Annotated in this window: 19 protein-coding genes; 10 read left to right on the forward strand and 9 right to left on the reverse strand. The window is 39.2% G+C overall.

Annotated features, from left to right (window positions below; translation table 11 throughout):
* Positions 1-14: 14 nt before the first annotated feature.
* From WAE64_RS08660 to iolB, 6 genes are all read right to left on the reverse strand, one after another.
* Entirely contained in the window at positions 15-959 is a 945-nt protein-coding gene (locus tag WAE64_RS08660; RefSeq protein WP_340235949.1) for a class II fructose-bisphosphate aldolase, read from the reverse strand.
* Between the two features lie 85 nt (positions 960-1,044).
* On the reverse strand, positions 1,045-2,655 hold the full coding sequence (locus WAE64_RS08665; protein ID WP_340235951.1) for a sodium/sugar symporter: 1,611 nt from the start codon (positions 2,653-2,655) through the stop codon (positions 1,045-1,047).
* Between the two features lie 57 nt (positions 2,656-2,712).
* Complete coding sequence (gene iolG / locus WAE64_RS08670) at positions 2,713-3,741, reverse strand: inositol 2-dehydrogenase (protein WP_340235953.1); 1,029 nt, start codon at positions 3,739-3,741, stop codon at positions 2,713-2,715.
* An 80-nt stretch (positions 3,742-3,821) separates the two neighbouring features.
* On the reverse strand, positions 3,822-5,288 hold the full coding sequence (locus WAE64_RS08675; RefSeq protein ID WP_340235955.1) for a CoA-acylating methylmalonate-semialdehyde dehydrogenase: 1,467 nt from the start codon (positions 5,286-5,288) through the stop codon (positions 3,822-3,824).
* A gap of 25 nt (positions 5,289-5,313) precedes the next feature.
* Positions 5,314-6,333, reverse strand: coding sequence for a 5-dehydro-2-deoxygluconokinase (iolC, locus tag WAE64_RS08680; RefSeq protein WP_340235957.1), 1,020 nt, complete (start codon positions 6,331-6,333; stop codon positions 5,314-5,316).
* 10 nt (positions 6,334-6,343) lie between these two features.
* The gene (gene iolB / locus WAE64_RS08685; RefSeq protein ID WP_340235959.1) at positions 6,344-7,210 is read right to left on the reverse strand and encodes a 5-deoxy-glucuronate isomerase; all 867 of its coding nucleotides are present in this window, start codon (positions 7,208-7,210) and stop codon (positions 6,344-6,346) included.
* A 518-nt stretch (positions 7,211-7,728) separates the two neighbouring features.
* Between iolB and WAE64_RS08690 the strand changes: the two genes are divergently transcribed.
* The 6 genes from WAE64_RS08690 to WAE64_RS08715 all read left to right on the forward strand — a co-directional run bounded on the left by WAE64_RS08690 (position 7,729) and on the right by WAE64_RS08715 (position 15,310).
* Entirely contained in the window at positions 7,729-8,292 is a 564-nt protein-coding gene (locus WAE64_RS08690) for a YceI family protein (RefSeq protein ID WP_340235961.1), read from the forward strand.
* 86 nt (positions 8,293-8,378) lie between these two features.
* Entirely contained in the window at positions 8,379-8,909 is a 531-nt protein-coding gene (locus WAE64_RS08695) for a DinB family protein (protein ID WP_340235966.1), read from the forward strand.
* 146 nt (positions 8,910-9,055) lie between these two features.
* Positions 9,056-10,333 (forward strand): NAD(P)/FAD-dependent oxidoreductase, encoded by a 1,278-nt coding sequence (locus WAE64_RS08700; protein ID WP_340235967.1) that lies wholly within the window; start codon positions 9,056-9,058, stop codon positions 10,331-10,333.
* Positions 10,334-10,402: 69 nt separating this feature from the next.
* A complete protein-coding gene (locus WAE64_RS08705; protein ID WP_340235968.1) occupies positions 10,403-11,044 on the forward strand; it encodes an alpha/beta hydrolase in 642 nt (213 codons plus the stop codon).
* 118 nt (positions 11,045-11,162) lie between these two features.
* Positions 11,163-13,499 (forward strand): ChbG/HpnK family deacetylase, encoded by a 2,337-nt coding sequence (locus tag WAE64_RS08710; protein WP_340235969.1) that lies wholly within the window; start codon positions 11,163-11,165, stop codon positions 13,497-13,499.
* Positions 13,500-13,660: 161 nt separating this feature from the next.
* Positions 13,661-15,310, forward strand: coding sequence for an amidase (locus tag WAE64_RS08715; RefSeq protein WP_340235970.1), 1,650 nt, complete (start codon positions 13,661-13,663; stop codon positions 15,308-15,310).
* 1 nt (position 15,311) lies between these two features.
* On the opposite strand, the gene WAE64_RS08720 is transcribed toward WAE64_RS08715, so the two are convergent.
* The gene (locus WAE64_RS08720; protein ID WP_340235971.1) at positions 15,312-16,664 is read right to left on the reverse strand and encodes a BatD family protein; all 1,353 of its coding nucleotides are present in this window, start codon (positions 16,662-16,664) and stop codon (positions 15,312-15,314) included.
* Between the two features lie 47 nt (positions 16,665-16,711).
* Between WAE64_RS08720 and WAE64_RS08725 the strand changes: the two genes are divergently transcribed.
* Positions 16,712-17,731, forward strand: coding sequence for a WD40/YVTN/BNR-like repeat-containing protein (locus tag WAE64_RS08725; protein WP_340235972.1), 1,020 nt, complete (start codon positions 16,712-16,714; stop codon positions 17,729-17,731).
* Between the two features lie 15 nt (positions 17,732-17,746).
* Here WAE64_RS08725 and WAE64_RS08730 read toward each other — a convergent pair whose 3' ends face one another.
* Entirely contained in the window at positions 17,747-18,091 is a 345-nt protein-coding gene (locus tag WAE64_RS08730; RefSeq protein WP_340235973.1) for a DUF6249 domain-containing protein, read from the reverse strand.
* A 143-nt stretch (positions 18,092-18,234) separates the two neighbouring features.
* Between WAE64_RS08730 and WAE64_RS08735 the strand changes: the two genes are divergently transcribed.
* Both WAE64_RS08735 and WAE64_RS08740 read left to right on the forward strand, forming a co-directional pair.
* Positions 18,235-18,810 carry an RNA polymerase sigma factor gene (locus tag WAE64_RS08735; protein WP_340235974.1) on the forward strand — a complete coding sequence of 192 codons (576 nt, stop codon included), beginning with the start codon at positions 18,235-18,237 and terminating at the stop codon, positions 18,808-18,810.
* A gap of 37 nt (positions 18,811-18,847) precedes the next feature.
* The gene (locus tag WAE64_RS08740; RefSeq protein ID WP_340235975.1) at positions 18,848-19,351 is read left to right on the forward strand and encodes a hypothetical protein; all 504 of its coding nucleotides are present in this window, start codon (positions 18,848-18,850) and stop codon (positions 19,349-19,351) included.
* Here the strand turns inward: WAE64_RS08740 and WAE64_RS08745 are convergent.
* Positions 19,343-19,786, reverse strand: a complete 444-nt coding sequence (locus WAE64_RS08745; RefSeq protein ID WP_340235976.1) for a GNAT family N-acetyltransferase — start codon at positions 19,784-19,786, stop codon at positions 19,343-19,345. The two genes, WAE64_RS08740 and WAE64_RS08745, sit on opposite strands and share 9 nt — an antisense overlap.
* A gap of 61 nt (positions 19,787-19,847) precedes the next feature.
* Between WAE64_RS08745 and WAE64_RS08750 the strand changes: the two genes are divergently transcribed.
* A complete protein-coding gene (locus tag WAE64_RS08750) occupies positions 19,848-20,006 on the forward strand; it encodes a C1orf53 family protein (RefSeq protein WP_340235977.1) in 159 nt (52 codons plus the stop codon).
* Positions 20,007-20,022 lie beyond the last annotated feature (16 nt).

A 20,022-nucleotide genomic window follows, 5' to 3' on the forward strand; every position in this document is an offset into this window, starting at 1 on the left:
TAAGGCAGTTGTACTTAGCTAATTCCGAAATCTATTCCTTTGCCTGTTGTACCAAAATCGTCAAATTTATTGAGCATGAATTTTACGTATTCTTCCATTAATACCTTGCCCGGTGTAGTAGGAGCAAATTGCTCTGGCGTATCTCTGAAAAACTCACGAACTACTCTTGTCCATAGCAATCGGGTATCTGTTGCGATGTTAATCTTGCACACACCTAGGCTGATAGCTTTCTGGATTTCGGCCATTGCTACCCCTTGGGCATCGTCTTTCAGGGCACCACCGGCATTATTAATACGGCGGATTTCTTCAGGATTCACAGATGAGCCTCCGTGTAATACCAATGGGAACTCTGGCAAACGCTCCTGTATTTCTTCAAGAATATGAAACTGAATGCCTTGTTTACCCTTGAATTTATAAGCCCCATGACTGGTGCCAACGGCAATAGCCAAGCAGTCACAATCGGTAGCTTTTACAAAACGCTCAACATCTTTTGGATTGGTATAAGAAGATTTGCCTGATTCAACCACTATATCGTCTTCAATACCCGCTAACACACCTAGTTCAGCCTCTACGCTTATGTTTTTTGCATGAGCCCTTTCAACTACTGCTTTGGTTCGAGCCACGTTTGTATCAAAATCATCGTGCGAAGCATCTATCATAACTGATGAATAACTTCCGCTATCAATGGCATCATAAATATGTTCTTCAACGCCGTGGTCTACATGCACGGCATATACTACTTTCGGATAAATTTTTGCTGCGGCCTCTATCATGGCAATCAGCATTTTAGGGTGTGCGTAATCACGGGCGAAAGGAGTGGTTTGCACAATAAAAGGGGCATTAGCTTTCTCGGCTGCTGCAAAAAGCCCGTGTACCTCTTCCATATAAAATACGTTTACGGCAGGAATACCATACTTGCCATAACACTTCTTGAATATCTCTTTGGTTGTAAGTAACATTATACTAATATTTTGTAATTAAAAAATTGTGTTGCGGCCCGTAGGTTCGCAGTACTTATAAAAGACAATACCAGGTAAGATATTATCACCAGAATGCTGTATATAAAGCTACTAAAATACCACAGATAATTGTGCTGTAAATGATGAATCCTGTGGTGAAATTAGGTTTCGGCACGCCAATGTCCATTCCTTTAGAATTATCTTTGTTTTTAGAGGTCATGCTTATGGCTATCATAAGCGCCACTAAAATTACGAAGATAATACCCATACGGTCTAAGAACGGAATCTCTGAATACCAGATTTTAGACGCTAAAGACAAGGGTATGGTAAGCAAGGCGGCCACCAATGCGGCACTGCCTGTGGTTCTTTTCCAGAATAGCCCCAGAAAGAAAATGGCAAATACACCTGGAGTAATAAAACTTGAATACTCTTGCACAAACTGATAGGCTTGGTCAAGCACACGTAGTTGCGGAGCAATCAATGCGGCAATACCCATCGCTATCCATACCGCAATACGGCCTACTCTTACCAAATGCTTATCAGATGCATCGGGTTTTATGTAAATCTTGTAAATATCGAGCGAGAAAATTGTTGAAATACTATTGGCTTTTCCGGCTAATGAGGCTACAATAGCAGCCGTAAGCGCGGCAAAAGCAATTCCTTTTAAACCTGATGGTAATAAATTTAGCAGAACAGGATAAGCGTGGTCGGGTTTAACTACTCCGGTAGAATCAAGCATTTCTTTCTGAAATACACCATTTTGGTACAAAACAAAAGCTGCAATACCCGGAATAACTACAATTAGTGGAATTAATAATTTTAAAAAAGCTGCAAATACGATACCCTGACGGGCAGTTTTTAAATCAGCTCCAAGTGTACGTTGTACAATGTACTGGTTACAACCCCAATAATTCAGATTGTTAATCCACATGGCACCAATGATTACTGTCAAGCCCGGTAGGTCTTTGTAATAAGGACTTGATTTTGGCAAAATCATGTGGAAATGTGAATCGGTTTGTTCTTTTAATGTGCCAAAAGCGCTTAAAATATTTGGCTTGTCGAAATGTTTGGCTACCATATCCATAGCCAGATATGTGGTAATGAGCCCACCTAATATTAACACAACAACCTGTATAACGTCTGTATAACCGATTACTTTCATGCCACCGATAGTAATAACGATAGCAAAAACAGCCAAACCTATAATTGACATATTGAAGTCGACTCCGGCAGTTACCTCTAATGCCAGTGCACCTAAATACAGAATAGAAGTAAGGTTTACGAATACATAGAGTAAAAGCCAGAAAATAGCCATTGTTGTAGCAACAACAGGGTTATAGCGTTGTCGCAGAAACTGCGGCATTGTATAAATCTTATTTCTGAGGTAAACGGGCAAGAAAAATACTGCAACTACCAATAGCGTAGCAGCCGACATCCATTCGTAAGAAGAAATGGCAAGACCAATGGCAAAGCCAGAACCCGACATACCAATGAAGTGTTCTGCCGAAATATTAGAGGCGATTAATGATGCCCCAATTGCCCAGAAAGTAAGCGAACCCTCTGCCAAAAAGTAGCCATTTGCTGTGTTGTTATCAACGCTTTTTTTACGAAAAACCCAATAGCCATAAGCTATTATGATAACAAAGTAAAGAAAAAACACTACATAGTCGAGCGTATGTAAACCGGGTGTTTCCATTCGAATAATTGTCAGGTTATAGGGTTGAATTGGTGTTTAAGGGGTACTCTTATACATCTATGCCATAAGGGCATTGAGTATTTCTTCCACTCTTATAGGTTTTTCTTCCTGACAAGATTGTTTAGCGGCAATCGCTATGGCTGTAGCCATCAGCCCGTCGTGTGCATCTACCGGTACTTTTTCGCCAGATAGCACGCTCGATACAAAAACATTTATTTCGTTTACATAAGACTCTGCGTATCTTTCCAAGAAGAAATTAAGAGGTAATGACAGATGTCCACCTTTTTCGTTATAATATTCGTGGGTATCCGGCGTATTGTTTTTTGTTTGGGTCATACCGCCTGAGCCGAATACTTCAATGCGTTGGTCATAACCATATACTGCTTTGCGACTGTTGTCTATTACACCGATTGCGCCATTGGCAAAAGTTAGCGTAGTAATAGCGGTATCTATGTCGCCCTCATCGCCAATGCGTGAATCAACCAATACTTTGCCTTTGGCATATACTTCTACTACTTCGCTGTTCATTACATAGCGAGCCATGTCAAAATCATGAATAGCCATATCAAGGAATAGACCACCCGATGATTTCACGTATTCAATTTGCGGAGGGTTAGGGTCACGGCTCGTAATTTTAAGAATATGTGGGTCGCCTACAAGCCCAGCATGCACCATATCTTTTACTTTCAGGAAGTTGGCATCGAAACGGCGGTTAAAACCTAGCATCAATTGTACATTGGCTAATTCAACGGCTTCTTTGGCTGCAAGAATCTGCTCAATGCTTAAATCAAGTGGTTTTTCGCAGAAAATATGTTTGCCATGCTGTGCCGCCAAAATAGTATAAGGCACGTGCGATGGGGTAGGAGTACAGATAATTACAGCATCAACTTCAGGATTTGTAAGCACAGATTCAGGGCTGGTAGAAACATTTTCTACGCCATGTCTTCTAGCAAAGTCCAATAGATTTTCTGATATATCAGCCGCAGCAACCACTTCTGCATTTTTTATGCGGGTAGCTATATTGGCAAGGTGAATCTGACCGATACGACCAAGCCCAACAATGCCGATTTTTAAAGTATTTTCCATTAATATTTAGAAAGGTAAGTGTACGATTGATTAGATATTTTTAAGTGGATTGTTGAACCCGATTTTTTAATAGGGATTTGTCAGAATTTGCGTGTCCATTCTTTTAACCAGCGTTCAATAACAACTTTGGTTTGGGTAAAGAACTCAACTGAGTGCATACCTTGGCCATGTAAGTCGCCGAAGAAACTATCTTTCCAGCCCGAGAACGGGAACTGAGCCATTGGTGCAGCAACGCCGATGTTGATACCGATATTTCCGGCATCTGCGTCGTGTCTGAACTTACGAGCACTTGCACCGCTACTTGTGAAAATACAAGCGGCATTGCCATAAGGGCCGTTATTGATAAAGTTTATGGCTTCGTCAACATCTTTTAAGTGAATAAGCGACATCACAGGGCCGAATATCTCGGTTTGAGTTACTAAACTATCTAATGGGGTATCCTCTATAATCGTTGGTAAAATAAAGTTACCGCTTTCGTAACCTGATACCTTAGCATTACTACCATCAACCAAAAGTTTCCCTCCATCTTTTACACTTTGTTGAATCAACTGTTCAACTCTGTTTTTACTTTCTGGCGTAATCACAGGCCCCATTAAACTTGCTTCGTCTAGCCCAAATCCTGTTGTGCGGTTTTTTGCTGCTTCTACAAGGCTTTCAGTAATTTGCTTATGCTCGCCAACTGTAATAATAGTTGAGGCTGCCAAACAGCGTTGTCCGGCGCAACCATAAACACTATCAGTAATAATCTGGCTGGTCATTTCAATATCGGCATCAGGTAAAACTAATACCGGATTTTTAGCACCGCCTTGCGCCTGTACTCTTTTGCCATAAAGCGCACCTTGCGAATATACATAGCGAGCAATATTGCTTGACCCTACAAAGCTGATAGCTCTGATAGCTGGGTGTTGCAAAATACCATCAACAACCTCTTTAGTACCATTCACGAGATTAACAACGCCAGCTGGTAAATCCAGTTGCTCCATCAATTGAACAACCTTTGTCATGGTTAAAGGTACCTTTTCTGATGGCTTAATGATATATGTATTTCCACAAGCAAGGGCATAAGGCAAGAACCAGAACGGAATCATACCTGGGAAATTGAAGGGCGCAATACAAGCACAAACGCCCACAGGTTGGCGAATCATAAACTCATCAACACCTCTGGCAATGTCTTCTGAGAAAGTCCCCTGCATCATGGTTGGAATACCGCAGGCGTTTTCTACGTTTTCAATGGCACGCTGCATTTCGGCTTTTGCTTCGCCAAAGGTTTTACCACTTTCTAAAACAATAGTTCTCGAAATATCATCAATGTTATCTTCTAACAGGGTTTTAAGCTTGAAAAGATATTGTACTCTGCGGTGCGCCGGCACGTTTCTCCATTCAGGAAATGCTTTGGCTGCTGCTTCTGCTGCTTTTTGTACATCTTGTACCGAGCCTTGTGGTACTTTTGCTATCACTTCCTGGCTAGCAGGATTTTTCACGTCTAAGGTCTCATCTGAGTAGCTGTTTACCCATTGTCCGTTTATGTAATTACTTAACTTTGCCATGTATTTTAATATTTTTTCTGAATTATTATAAACCTCCTTTGCTGTTGGCAAAGGCTATTGCTTCGTCGAGTGTAGCCATAAAATTGGCACAACCGTGTTTGGTTACCATAATAGCACCTGTGGCATTACCCATTCTTACTGCTTTGTATAAATCCCAGCCTTGCAGGTAGCCATACATAAAGCCTGCGGCAAATGAGTCGCCAGCACCTAAAACGTTGATTACTTCTACTGGAAAACCGGGTACTTTTATTTCTTCTTCTCCTTGGCGGAATATTGAAGCGCCTTCTGCTCCACGCTTTACTATCAAGGTTTTTACACCCTTGCGCAAAATTTCCTGAATGGCATTGTCAATATTTCCTCTTATTTCGGGAGCGGAGATTTGCTGATGTTTGATTTCTAATTGTTTAGGGTCGGTCATGAAGGCTGCCAGAATTTCTTCTTCTGTACCCAACACAAAATCCATGTAGGGCATAGCGGCTCGTATGGTTACGCCAAAAGCCAAAGGGTCAAACCATTGGTCAGCACGGAAATCAATGTCTAGTGCTGTAACAGCGCCATGTTTTTTAGCCTCTTCTATGGCATAAAACATAGCCGTGCGGCTCGGGTCTTTGCTAAAAGCAGTTCCCGAAAACATTACTGAGCGATAGTTTGAGATATTAACCTGTCTGATATGCTCAAGATTAATGTTAATATCTGAGCAATTATCACGGTAATAAACCAGCGGAAATCTATCTGGCGGCTCGATACCAAGAATAACGGCCGAACTACGAGTGCCATCAACCGTTGGAATAGAAGCAGTGTTTATGCCTTCTTTATTTAAGAAATTAAGAATGAACTTGCCAACCTGGTCGTTGCCTACGGCTGTCAAGAATCCGGTCTCAAGCCCCAATCGTTTACAGCCTACGGCGATATTCAGTGGCGAACCGCCCACAAAAGCACCAAAAGAGGTAATATCAACAAAGGGAGAGCCTATATCATTAGAATATAAATCAATCGACGACCGCCCTATGGTCAGAATATCATATTTACTGTTATTTTCTTGCATGTCAGGTTATTTATACGTTCATGTCGGCAGTTACCAATGGTAATCTAGGGTCTTGGGTTTTCCATGTACCATAAATCCATTCGTGGTCAGGGTCGTTTGTAGCTGTTAGAACCTGGTCGCTTCCGGCTAAAAAGTTGAGATAATAGGCGTGATAGCCATGACAGGCCGCTACCGGATGGTAGCCTTTAGGCACCAATACGGCTTCGTTGTTTCTGGCACGAATAATTTCGTCAAGACTTCTGTCATAAGTATAAACCTGCTGAATGGCATAGGCTTGTGGAGACTGGAATTTATAGAAATAAATTTCTTCTAATTCGGCTTCAATCAGTTTTCCGTCGGCGTCAACTATGCGTTCGTCATGCTTATGTGCCGGAAAAGAACTCCAGTTGCCTGAAGGAGTATATACTTCAACACAAACAATTTTATGACAAGGGAAACCCGGTTGAATCAGGCTGTTTATCTGGCGGTTGGCGTTATCGCCGCCTCTTAGCTCAATGGCGGCTTCTTGGGGTTGTTTTAAATAGGGCGCAAAATCCTGGTCGGTTTTAACCCACGAGTAAGCAATATCTAGTGTTTCGCTGGTAGCTGTAAGTGTGAATTTAGTGTAGCGAGGCAAGTAAAGTGTATGTGCTATACCACTGAAAACATCTTTGCGCCCATTTGTTACTTCCCAGTTACCTTTATCTGACTCAACCTTGAAATTTCCGGCTAAAATCACTATTGCCATTTCATGTTCGGTGGTATCATGTTGCCATGTTTCATTTTTTTGCATGAGCCTTGCACCAAAATTGAGGTGTGTCCAACCAACTTCTTGGGCAGTAAAATTTTGATAGACAGGGTTTTGTTGTGGTTTAACCAAAAGATTCGGATCTTTCATAGTATAAAGAAGTACGGCTAAAAAAGCAGATTAAGGTTATAATATCTTAACTTGTCTATACAAGTTGCGGTAAAATTAGCTATTGTGTCTTATACAGACAAACAAACTTTGCTCAAATAATAATTGTCTTGCCGACAAATAACAAATGCAATAGTATTATATAAAGACTAAATATAAAAATATTTATTTTCGCAAACGTTTCAAATTGTTGTGCAAACGTTTTAAATTGTTTCTGGTTTTAGAAAGAACAATAGCTGAGCAGAGAGCAAGTAATTTTTGTAGTTTTCAGAAAGGTTTTCAGCACAAAAAATAAATCGGCTTAATAGCAAAGAATGCCGAGTAATTTTAGGAATATGTCGACTCTCCTCAAGAGGTTTTTCATGATTTGCAATATTTGTTGAACTTAAGTAAGTTAATGTTTTGTTAAAACCAGAAAAAATACTTGTAGATAAATTATATGTATCTACATTTGTTCCTTTAAATCAATTCACTATTATTAATTAAAATCATTAAGACCAATGAAAAAAGCAGTTGTTTTGGTACTAAGCCTATTGGCATCAGTTAGTTCGTTTGCTCAAAAGTGGACAACCGACAAAGCGCACACTAAAGTAAACTTTACGGTAACTCACCTTATGATTTCGGAAGTAGATGGTACATTCAGAAACTTTGATGCAACGCTTACTTCTTCGAAAGAAGATTTTTCTGATGCAGTTTTTGAGTTTACAATCGATGCAAAAAGTGTGAATACCAATCAAGAAAACAGAGACGCACACTTACAGAAAGCAGACATGTTTGATACTGAAAAATACCCTACAATTACTTTTAAAAGTACTTCAATTAAAAGTGTTGGCCCTAAGAAATTTCAATTGGGTGGTGATTTGACAATAAAAGGTGTAACTAAACCTATTACAGTTGACCTTACGCTTATTGGTACTACTACCAACCGTCAAGGTAAAAAAGTTGCTGGTTTCAAAGCTACTGGTACTATCAACCGTACAGCTTTTGGTGTAGGTGCTATGCCTGCAGCAGTAGTAAGCGAAGAAGTAGAATTGAGAGCTAGTGGTGAATTTGTAGCTAACTAATGTAGAATATAATAAAAGAGAGACTTACTGTATATCAGCAAGTCTCTTTTTTGTTATATTTACTTTACAAATAAACATCTATTACAATGAAAAAAACATCTTTACTGTTAAGCCTTCTGGCCTTATTGGTTTTTAGTTTTACAAGTGCCAGTGCACTTGACAAAGAGCAAATGATAAAAGAGTGGGAGAGAGCTAAAGCTTATACCCAGGTTTACCTTGAAACCATGCCGGAAGATGGCTACGATTTCAAGCCATCGGCTGATATTCGTTCGTTTGCACAACAATTATTACACCTTGCCGATGCCAATTATAGTTTTGGCTCTTTAGCTAGTGGCATGAAGAGCCCTTTTGAAAGAGGTGCTATGGAAAAAGCTGAAGATAAATCGAAAGCAGCTACTACTAAAATGGTATTAGACAGCTACGACTTTGTGATTAATGCCTTGAAAGGCATGACCGATGCACAAATGAAAGAAATGGTAAAATTTGGTAACAGAGGCGAAATGAGCAAAGAATTGGTATTTGCAAAGGCATTTGAGCACCAGACTCATCACCGTGGCCAAACCACAATCTATATCCGTATGAAAGGCATTAAGCCACCAAATGAAATGTTATTCTAAGCAAAATATAACCCGTTTGAAGATTTCTTCAAACGGGTTTTTATTTAAAAAATATAGTAAATAATTCTTGAAAAAGTCGAACAAAAGTATTCGCTGTGGCGTTATCTTATTAGAAAAATCCAAAAATGCTTCGGCTACACACTCATATGGAACCTAATATTCCTGATACTTCCCAGAAACGCATCGTGATAGTTGGTGCGGGTTTTGGAGGCTTGGCACTAGCACAGAAACTTGCCAACCGTGATGTCCAGATTGTACTAATCGATAAAAATAATTATCACCAATTTCAGCCACTTTTTTATCAGGTAGCTATGGCGGGGCTCGAACCAAGTTCGATTTCTTTTCCGCTTCGTAAAATATTTCAACACAAAAAAAATGTACATATCCGTATTACAGGTGTTACGAAGGTAACACCCGAAGAAAATAAAATAGAAACAGAGTTGGGCGAAATCAGATACGATTATCTGGTATTAGCCACAGGAGCAGGCACTAATTTCTTTGGCATGAAAAACATGATAGATAATGCCATACCTATGAAATCGGTTTCAGAAGCAATTTATCTGCGCAACAGAGTACTGCAAAACTTTGAAGATGCACTTACCACAAAAGACACCGAAACCCGTGAAGGTTTAATGAATATTGTGGTAGTAGGCGGTGGGCCAACAGGTGTTGAGGTGTCGGGAACATTGGCTGAAATGAAAAAAATCATTTTGCCCAAAGATTATCCTGAATTGGATTTCAACCTGATGAAGATTTATTTGTTTGAATCTTCGCCTGAAGTTTTAGAAGTGATGTCAGACGATGCCTCGGCTAAAGGAAAAGAGTACTTAGAACGTTTAGGCGTAATAGTGAAAACAGGTGTAAGAATTACAGATTTCGACGGACAATTTGCATACACAAGCACAAACGAAAAAATACGCACGCATAATGTTGTATGGGCTGCTGGTATTAAAGGCAATGCTGTTGATGGTTTTGTATCTGAAACCTATGGAAGAGGTGCTCGTATGAAAGTAAACGCTTTTAATCAGGTTGAGGGCTTTGATAATATCTTTGCAGTAGGAGATATTGCCATAATGAGCGGTGATGAGAAGTTTCCGAACGGGCACCCACAAGTAGCACAACCGGCTATTCAGCAAGGGAAATTATTGGCTAAGAATATCCTTAAAATAATGAGAGGCGAGAACCCAGTTCCTTTTGAATATAAAGATTTAGGTTCGATGGCTACCGTTGGTAGAAACTTGGCGGTAGTAGATTTACCATTCTGGAAATTCCAAGGTGCTTTTGCGTGGTATGTCTGGATGTTTGTACACTTAATGTCTATATTAGGTATCAAAAACAAAGTAATGGTATTTATCAATTGGCTATGGAGCTATGTAACCTATGACCAATCGTTGAGGTTGATTATTAAGCCTAAGACCAAGTAGCGTATTCTATTAAACTTAAGCCTCTAGCGTGTATCTAGGGGCTTTTCATTTGTTTTTTCACTGATTAGAATGAAGAATCTCTATATTTTCAGCGGGCTTGGGGTAGACCAAAGAGTGTTTAAATATCTGGATTTTACGGGTTTTAACGTAACTTTCATAAATTGGATAAAACCAACGCCGACTGAGAGTATAGAAGATTATGCAAAACGTTTGACTACACAGATATACACAAAGAAACCAGTTTTAATCGGGCTTTCGTTCGGTGGTATGATGGCAGTGGAAGTGGCTAAACTAATATCCACACAAAGAATTATTCTCATTGCCTCCGCAAAAACATATACAGAAATTCCTTTTTATTTTCGATGGCTTGGCTATTTGAAAATGCATAAGATTATACCTACTCAACTTTTAAAATACCCCGGTTTTATTAACTATTGGTTTTTTGGAGTAAAGAATAAAGTACATAAGGCTCTTCTAGCTGAGATATTGAACGATTTAGATACTGATTTCTTAAAGTGGGCAATTGATAAAATTGTTTGTTGGCAAAACCAGACAATGCATTCTAATACAATTCATATACATTGTAATAATGACCATATTCTACCTTTACGCTACATCAATTGCAATTATATCGTGAGTAAAGGCGGACATTTCATGACCGTAGATAAAGCAAAACAAATAAGCCAACTTCTTCATAAAATTCTTTCTTAATTAGATTTATTTTGCTCTATTGTCTTTTTTTAAGAAATTATGAAAATAATCAGATATTCTGTACCTTTCAACAGTTTTTAGCCTGAGATTTTTATATTTAACCTATTCAACCGATACAATGAAAAAAACATTTATTCTTCTACTATTAAGTGTATATGTATTTGCGCAGAAACCCATCTCTCTTCCCCGAAGCACGCCCGAAGCAGAAGGCGTATCAAGCGAAGGAATCAATCAGTTTTTAGAGGCAGCTTCAAAAAGTAAGCATGAGTTTCATAGTTTCATGATTCTGCGTCATGGAAAGGTGGTAGCCGAAGGCTGGTGGAATCCTTACAGAGCAGACCTGAAACATACCATGTATTCGTGCAGCAAAAGTTTTACAGCAACAGCCATAGGTTTTGCAGTAGCCGAGAAAAAACTGACGGTAAATGACAAAGTAATCTCGTTTTTTCCTGATGATTTGCCGCAAACAATAAGCCCTAATCTTGCTGAACTTAAAATAAAAGACTTATTAAGCATGAGCGCCGGACAAGTGCCAGACCCCACAGGCCCTGTTGTAATGAGTGATAATTGGGTAAAAACTTTCTTGAGCACGCCTATCGTTGACCAACCCGGTTCTAAATTCTTGTATAATTCGGTAGCTACCTATATGTTGTCGGCTATTATACAGAAAGTTACCGGGCAAAAGATGATAGATTATCTGAGACCAAGATTATTTGAGCCATTAGGTATTGAGGGTATGGATTGGGAAGTTGACCCGAACGGCATTAATACAGGTGGCTGGGGCCTAAGAATCAAGACCGAAGACATGGCAAAATTCGGGCAGCTATTCTTGCAGAAAGGCCAATGGAAAGGTAAACAGATATTACCTGCTTCATGGGTAGAAGAAGCCACAAGCATGAAAATCATGCAAAACCCTGATGCCCCACAAGCTAAAAAAGACTCAAGCGATTGGTTGCAGGGTTATTGCTACCAGATGTGGCGTTGCCGCAACAATGCTTATAGAGGTGATGGTGCCAACGGGCAATTTATTATTGTGATGCCTGACCAAGATGCCGTAGTTTTGTTGACAGCCGAAGCACCTGATATGCAATCAGAAATTAATCTGGTTTGGAAATACATTCTACCTGCGTTTAAACCTAAAAAATTACCTGCTAATCCGAAGGCATTGGCAGGTTTGAAAGAAAAAATAAGCCAATTGGTATTACGCATCCCTCAGAATAATGCTAATGCAGCTATTGAATCGAAGATTTCGGGTAAAACTTTTGGTATTATTGCTAAAGACAAAACGCTTGAGAGCCTCAGCCTTGAATTTAAAAATAATATTGCTTATTTGAATTTAAAGACCGATTCAGTAGAACACCATATACCTTTTGGTGCTGGAAAATGGGAATATAGCGAAACTACTAAATTTGGTCCATATCTTGTAGCAAGAGCAAAGGGTAATCGTTCAAACTTACCTAAGTTTAAAGTGGCAGGCAGCTATGCATGGAAAGATGCTAATACGCTCGAATTGACTTTGCGATACATTGAAAGCCCACATACCGAAACTATTAAGTGTGTATTTAATGAAGATAAGGTATCAGTTGAGTTTGGCAGCATTTTTGGTAAATCAGCCAAAAACGGGGTTATGAGAAAAGTACTGAGTAATCCTCCGAAATTAATTGTGCGAGGCGACGACATGGGTTATTCGCATTCAGGTAATGAGGCACTCATAAAATGTTATAAAGAAGGCATTGAAACCTCAATAGAGGTAATTGTTCCTTCGCCTTGGTTTCCGGAAGCCGCTAAGTTATTAGCGCAAAACAAAGGTATTGATGTGGGTCTACACTTTGCTATTACGAGCGAATGGGATAATGTAAAATGGCGCCCATTAACAGATGCGCCAAGTTTGAGAGACAAAGACGGTTATTTTTATCCGATGTTGTTTCATAATAATAACTATCCTCAACAGGCAGTTATGGACAATGCATGGAAACTGGCCGATATAGAAAAAGAACTAAGAGCACAGATAGAAATGGCGTTGAAATATATTCCTCGATTAAGTCATATTTCAGGACACATGGCTAGCACAGCATTTACGCCGGAAGTAAAAGAAATGACAAAGCGTGTGGCAAAAGAATATAAGCTGGCAATGGTGGATGGCGATTCGCAGAAAGATTTCGGAATTAGTTATATAGGTTTTGATTTCAGAAATAAAAATACTAATGAGCGTATTGATGCCTTTATAGCTATGCTTGATAAGTTGGAAGATGGCAAAACCTATGTATTTGTTGAGCATCCGGGGCTTGATAATGATGAGCTGAGAGCTATTTATCACATTGGCTACGAAGATGTAGCCCAAGGCCGACAAGATGTAACCAACATTTTTACGAGTGATAAGGTAAAAGAAGCCATTGTGCAAAAAGGTATTCAACTGGTAAGTTATAAAGAGGCTATTGGTGCAGCAAAAAAATAATTGCCAAAACAAAATTAAAGCTTCACATCCCCAGCGTTGATTTCAGCGTTGGGGTTCTTTATATAATAGAAGTAGTAAATTTAAACGCCTACAACGTAATGCATTCTGAAATTTACTATATTGTTCTTTTAAACTTAATCAACTATACTAAACTCTGAATAATGAAGAAATTCTTACTACCTGTTGCTTGTGTAGTGTCTTTAGCTATGGGCGCTTTTATTACGAAGATAGTCGATAGCCCTCCTATAACAGTTGACGTGATTAATCAGGCCGAAAAGATTTTAGGGCTTGATTTTACCGATGCAGAGGCCGATTCAATGATAAATGACTTGAACGATAATCGTAAAGATTTTGAAAGCATCAGAAAAATACCCTTAGATAACAGCGTTGCACCTGCTTTATACTTTAACCCTTTGCCAGTAGGTTTTGAGTTTGAAAAAAACTACTTGCCATTCAAGGCTTCTCAAATAGGACTGGTGAATATGCCTGCTAATCATGATGATTTGGCTTATTATTCTGTAAGAGAATTAGCCGAACTACTTCGGACTAAAAAGATTACATCGGTAGAACTCACTAGGTTTTTTCTGGATAGGCTTAAAAAATATGATACAAAGCTGCACTATGCCATTACAATCACAGAAGATTTAGCCCTAAAACAAGCTGCTAAGGCTGATACTGAAATAAAAGCCGGCAAATACAAAGGCTTATTGCATGGCATACCTTATGGTGCAAAAGATTTACTAGCAGTAAAAGGTTATAAAACAACATGGGGCTCGGTACCATACAAAGACCAGATAATTGACCAGGATGCAGTGGTGATTCAGCGATTAGAAAAGGCTGGCGCAGTGCTTTGTGCAAAGCTCACTTTAGGTGAACTGGCGATGGGTGATGTATGGTTTGGAGGCAAAACCTTGAATCCTTGGGATTTGAACCGTGGGTCGAGTGGCTCGTCGGCTGGTTCGGCTTCGTCAGTAGCAGCGGGGTTATTACCTTTTGCTATTGGTAGCGAAACCCTAGGCTCAATTGTTTCGCCATCAACAGAATGTGGTACAACAGGTTTACGCCCAACTTATGGTAGAGTACCCCGAACGGGAGCCATGACACTAAGCTGGAGTATGGATAAACTTGGCCCAATTTGTAGAACAGTAGAAGATTGTGCCATTGTATTTAACACCATTCAAGGCGCAGACGGGCAGGATTTTACCTGTATGAAAGCACCTTTTAATTATGATGGTACCAAGGGTTTACAGGGAATAAGAATTGCGTATCTAAAAAACGATTTTGAGCGCAAATACCCAAACAGAAGCATGGATTCGCTTAGCTTGGTGGTTTTGAAAAAGCTAGGCGCAGAGCTAATACCTTTAGAATTACCCGATTTGCCTTCAAATGATATTAGTTTTTTGCTTGGTGTAGAAGCCGCCGCCGCCTTTGATGAACTAACCCGCTCCGGTAAAGATGATTTGTTGGTAAGACAAGGTAAAAATGCATGGCCTAACGCCTTTCGTTCAGCAAGGTTTATTCCGGCCGTAGAGTATATTCAAGCTAACAGACATCGTACTTTGCTGATTCAGGAAATGGAGCGTCGCCTGAAAGGCATTGATGTGTATCTGTCGCCATCGTTTGGTAGAAATCTTACGCTAACTAATCTTACTGGGCATCCATGTGTAGTGCTGCCAAATGGGTTCCGACCAGAAGGACGCCCCACAAGTATCACTTTTATAGGAAAATTATTTGGCGAAGCTAAATTACTGCAAGTAGCAAAAGCTTATCAAGACGCAACCGATTTCCATAAGAAACATCCGGTTTTATAATCTATTTTCCTGTTCTTTTCCGACTAAAAAGATAAACGCAACCAAGTATCATGCATATTATCAGGAGGTTTGAGATGTTTTTGATAACTTCCTGATAATTGGTATGAATCACAGATGTATCTAGTTTATCAAGACCCTCAAAAATATCTTCCGAATTACCAGATCCTTTGTCGCCAATAGCTTTACCTAAGACTTTAATTTTTATTTTCGATTTAAGCGTATCGTAAGTTTTATTTTTGGTGTTAAAATAAATCCAGTAAAAATATTTATCTAATGATTGTTGCCCCGAGTCTTTAGGTACAACTCTATACCGAAATTCTTTTTCTTGTAAAGTAAGACTGTTGTTGTGGTTTTCGCTCACCTCTGGCGGATAAAAATCAAAGAAACTATCATTAATCGGAGATGAAACGTTGACCGTAGAAAAATTGCCCTGACCAACTATTTTAAAACTATAATTGAAACTTTTACCTGTATTAATCTTTCGGGTTTCTATCTGTTCAACTAAGCTAAAATCACCGGCTACCACTTTATCTTTAAGTGGATGGTCGGGTAAACTCAATACATTTATCAAATAAGGCTTGTTTTTAAAGCTTATAGGCTCTTCTTCGTCTCCATCTTTATTCTCTTTATCCATGCGTAATTCCACAGCAGGAATTTTTACTGGCTGATTATTAAGCGGAAAATAAATGGCCTCAAAAAATTTATAGACCAGAAATTTTTTGCCCTTTATAACTCTATGTTCTTCTGAAATATTCGTAATAGTTATTCTTTCTTCAAGGCAATCCGGCGATTTTATTTTTTTGGCTATGGCATCAACCTGCGCATTCAAATCATCAGGAAAACCTATATGCATCGTATTATTCTCAGCAATATAAAACGCCAGCGAAACCCTGAATCCTTCGCCAACATAAACTGTCTTTTTGTCGATATTCATGGCCAGAAAAGCATTTTCTTTTATGTTTTCCGGGCTAATTAGCTCGCTATCTTCTTCTTCCTCGTCGTCTCTGGGGTCTGATACAACAATAGTAGTAGCTTCTGATTCGTAAACCTTGCCATTAACGGTCAATTCAAAGGGAGCTATTTTAAAAGTACCTTCTCGGCCTGGGGTGTAGTTTTGTGTAATAGTATGCGTTTGCCCTTTTGCATGAGTTATTTTTCTGTCGGCTTTAATAAATCCGGGTATATCCGGAAAAGCACTGACATTAGACTTATCGCTACCTTTAATTACGACATCTATCACTAAAACTTCATCAAAAAGCAGGTTCTTTTTCCCGAACTCTATTTTCACTTCTTCTTGCCCGAAAGCAAAAAAGCTGATAGAAAAAAAGAAAATAGTAGAGAGAAATATGTACATTCGTTGGTTCATCGTACAAAAATATACCACTATTCTGAATGATTGATATGATTAAGTTTATTTTTAAGAAAAAACGTTTTTATCTTCTAATAATTCTGTCTGTAACAAGCGCAAAAGCCCAGTGGGTAAAACAAAACGCCGGAACCGATGCTTCGTTTCGGTCTATCAGTGCCGTTAGTACTAAAGTAGTGTGGGCAGGCGGTACAAAAGGAACTATACTTAAAACAACAGATGGCGGCCAGCAATGGCAAGTACTAAAAGTTGATGGCGCCGAAACACTTGACTTTAGAGATATACATGGTGTAAGCACAGATATTGCCTACGCCATGAGTGCAGGCGATGCAGACAAAGGCGCAGCGAAAATCTATAAAACAAACGATGGCGGTAAATCGTGGAGAGTGATTTTTCAGACTACCGAAAAAGGAGCTTTTTTTGACTCTTTTGATTTCTGGAATGAGAAAGAAGGTATTCTTATTGGCGACCCGATTGACGACAAGCCTTATATACTGCGTACACTAGACGGAGAGAACTGGCATAGAATACCTAAAGAGAAACTTCCGGCTATTAAGCAAGGCGAAGCCTCTTTTGCTTCAAGCGGCACTTGTGTAAATACACGTAGTAAAAAATTGGCATGGATAAATACCCAAAGCAGGGTTTTTTATACAAAAGATAAAGGAGAAACATGGCAGGTTACCGAAACGCCTTTTAAGCAAGGTGAAACATCGGGCATTTTTGGGCTGCATTTCTACACCGATAAAGATGGAATAGCCACCGGAGGAGATTATAAAGATGACAAAACAGTGTCAGACAATGTAGCTATTACGCACGATGGTGGTAAAACCTGGGCTTTGGCAACACACGCAAAACCAAATGGCTTGAAAGAGTCGAGCTGGGTGTTGTCTGATAAAAGTCTGCTGGTGGTAGGTACGTCCGGTACTGGAATATCAGCCGATATGGGTAAAACATGGAAAGCCGTAGATAATGAAGCTTTCCATGCTATATCATGTTATAAAAATGACTGTTGGGCTATCGGAGGCAAAGGCAATCTGGCCAAGTGGAAAAACTAGATTGTTGCACTCGGTTTATTTTGCTTTCTCGTCTAGTTTTAATTGTATGTAGTAAGAGATAAGCAAACCCAGGCCGCCAAAGAATAAAATCAGTGCCGGATATAATGCATCAGGGTTGGTTTCTTTTATGCCTTCTAATAAGTTGGCCAGAAATATACCAAAGCCAACACCCATAAACAAACAACCCCAACGCAGGGCCGATGCAGGATTTACCCTCATGCCTTGCTTTTGCATTGGAGTTAAGCCTTTTTCAATCATGGCCATTCTTTCGTCGTTTTCAAATTTTCGTAAAATAGCCAATAGCCCGACAATACACACTATTGCTGTAATTGGAACTACCATAGCAACCGCAGGATTCATAATTTATTTATTTTAAATGTGAAATGATGTTTTAAATTCTGGCGATAGGATGCAGGCCAAAGATTGGAGGTTACAGGCAGAACAAAAAAATATTTTTTCAGCAATAGGTGTAACGTTTTCTGACTAGCTGCATCAAATCCGTAGTGAACAACGAACAGAGAGATATTAAACTGCTTAAGCGCATTCAGGCAGGCGATAGATTAGCTTACAAAGAGCTTATCAATCGCCATAAAGATTATGCCTTTACCGTAGCTTTTCGTATTCTGAACAATCGTGAAGATGCCGAAGAGGTAGCACAAGATGCTTTTTTACAGGTATTTAAAAATCTGAATGGATTTAATTTTGAAGCCAAGTTTACCACATGGTTTTACCGGATTGTTTTTAATGCGGCTTTGATGCAGAAACGCAAAAGTCGTATATTTACCGAAGATATACAGTCATCTACGCAGGCATCGTTGGTGAGTAATCTGAGCGATTCGAGCGAAGATTTACGGAAAACCGAACGCCAGCATGCTATTAAAAGAGCTATGCAAAATTTGCAGGCCGACGATGTATTATTAATAACGCTGTTTTATCTTCAAGAACAATCCTTAGAAGAGATTGCCGAAATTACGAAAATCAGTGCCGAAACAGCTAAAGTAAAAATACATAGGGCAAGAAAACGTTTGGCCGAAGAAATGAAAAAGCACTGGAAAGAAGAAGTGAAAAGTTTAATATAGCGTAGGGTAGAGGCGAAAAATAATAAACAATAAAATTATGCTGACAGACGAACAGATATTCGATATTCTGGATGGACAAGCAAGTAAAGAAATTTTGCAGGCTCATCAGAATTTGCTGCTTAATTCTTTAGTATATCAACAGTATTTTAAAGAATTAGAAGCCATACACCTCGATTTGGTAGATATGCCTCTTGAGCATACATCAGCCAATTTTACTGAAAACGTACTGGCCGCAGTGGTTCAGGAAAAACCTGTATTGGTACCTGTAAAACGAAAAGCATGGGCCGGAAAACTCCTTTTTGTATTTTTTGGTATTATGATAAGCTTATTTATTGTAACAATCATAAGTTTGCTTTCGTATTCGTCTCCAGTTGAGATTATTCAAATACGACCAAATCTAATTCCTGAAGGCTTTAAGGATTTTCTGACACAAGATTTTACGAAAGTAGCAGTTTTAGCAAACCTTATTATATTGTTGGTATTGTTTGATAAACGGGTACTGAGGCCATATTTTAAACATCGTAGAATGACCTTAGGCTAATTCCATCAGAAAACTGAAACCATGTTTTTTGAAGCCCAATGATTCATAAAACTGATGCGCTTGTTCCCGACGAAGGTTGCTAGAGAGACTCATCTTGTAGCAACCTTTTTCTTTGGCATAATTTAAGGCAAATTCCATCATTTTTTTGCCTATGCCCTTACCCTGTAATCCAGGCAATACGCCTACATCTTCAACTACTGCCGAAGGTGTACCCATGTGCGCCATGTTTTCCATCACCATAAGTGCAAAAGTTCCTACTGCTTCGTTGTCTAGTTCGGCTAAGAAAACGTGATAGTCGGGGTATTGGCTTTGCTTAATGAAAATCTTCTCGGCTTCTTCTATTGTTAGTATTTTGTTATTATCAAGTGCTGCGGCATAGATATTAAGAATAGACGCTACATCATCAATAGTGGCTTGGCGGATACTAAAATTCATGGGGTTCAGGAAACGTTTAATTGAAAACAAAAGTTAATAGAACAAAAGAATATATCAAAATTTGGAAAAAGGAAAAAACAAGAATTTACCTGTACTAAGCGAAGAAGATTATTATATGGAAGGCGAGTTTATGGTTTTTACAGAAAAATATCATAAAAAAAGAGGCCATTGTTGCAAGAGTGGGTGCCGGCATTGCCCTTATGGATTCAAAAAAAAGTAATTCATGCTTTTTTATT

Origin of the sequence: Emticicia soli (assembly GCF_037860775.1) — a bacterium.
GTDB classification, from domain to species: Bacteria; Bacteroidota; Bacteroidia; order Cytophagales; family Spirosomataceae; genus Emticicia; species Emticicia soli.